1 protein-coding gene is annotated in these 1,227 nt (G+C 75.1%); it reads left to right on the top strand.

Features of this window, described 5'->3' with window-relative positions:
• Positions 1–1,227: 3'-5' exonuclease (locus tag D471_RS0101030; RefSeq protein WP_017596906.1), on the top strand; the 1,227-nt coding region annotated here is incomplete at both ends.

Below are 1,227 nucleotides of genomic sequence, written 5' to 3'. Positions count from 1 at the left end.
GCCCCGCCTGCTCACCGGACCGCGCTGGCGGCTGGGCCCGCGCGACCTCGCCGCGCTGGGCGCCCGCGCCGCCGAGCTCGCCCGGCACACCCGCCGCGACCTGACCGCCCCCGACCCCGGGGAGGAACCGGAGGACGACATCCTGCGGCGCACCGTCCTGGACCTGACCGCGGAGAGCGGCAGCCTGGTGGACGCCGTGGACGACCCGGGGCCCGCCGAGGACTACTCCGAGGCCGCCTACGAACGCCTGGGCCGCCTCGCCGAGGAGCTGCGGTCCCTGCGCAAACTCGTCGGCCAGCCCCTGCCGGACCTGGTCACCGAGGTCGAGCGGATGCTCGGCCTGGACATCGAGGTGGGTGCCCGCACGGGCCGCGACCCCCTGTCGGCCCGAGCCGACCTGGACGCCTTCGTCGACCACGCGGTCCGCTTCGTCGGTAACAGCGAGGACCCCACCCTGGGCAGTTTCCTGAGCTACCTCAACGCCGCCGAGGAGAACGAGAGCGGTCTGGCGCCCGGCGAGCGGGTCGGGGCCTCGGACAGCGTCAAGCTCATGACCGTGCACGGGGCCAAGGGGCTCCAGTGGCCGGTGGTGATCGTGCCCGGCCTGAGCGCGGGGCGCAAGGCTCCGCTGTTCCCCGCCAAGGCACGTGACTCGCTGGCCTGGGTCAAGGCCGACCACCTGCTCCCGTACCCGCTGCGCGGCGACCGCACGAGCCTGCCCGCCCTGACCGGTGTGGCCAAGGAGGACATCGCCGATTTCAAGGCGGCCGAGGAGGCGCGCCACCTGATGGAGGAGCGGCGGCTGGCCTACGTGGCCGTCACCCGCGCGTCCTTCGCGCTGCTGTGCACCGGCCACTGGTGGGGTCGCACGGGCGGTACGCCGAGGGGGCCGTCGGTGTTCCTGGAGGAGGTTCGCGAGGCGTGTGAGGCGGGGTCGGGGTCGGTCGTGGCCTGGGCGCCGCCGCCGGATCCGGAGGAGACCAATCCGCACGACGACGAGGAGAACTCCGCCGTGTGGCCCCCGGCGCACGTCGGGGACACCGCCTCAAAGGGCGCCGTCGCGGCCGGGCCGGAGCTGGACCCCGCCGACTCCCGGCGGACGGAGATCCTGGAGGGCGCCGCCCTCGTCGAGCGCGCCCGGGAACGCCTGCGCGCGGGTACGGCCACCACCGAACCCGCACCCTCCGGCCTGCGCCGACGCCTCCAGGGATGGGAGCGCGACACCGA

It is taken from the genome of Nocardiopsis lucentensis DSM 44048 (genome assembly GCF_000341125.1).
Classification (GTDB): domain Bacteria; phylum Actinomycetota; class Actinomycetes; order Streptosporangiales; family Streptosporangiaceae; genus Nocardiopsis; species Nocardiopsis lucentensis.
The sequence above is the reverse complement of the archived record's forward strand: the minus strand, read 5'-3'. Positions and strand labels throughout refer to the sequence as shown.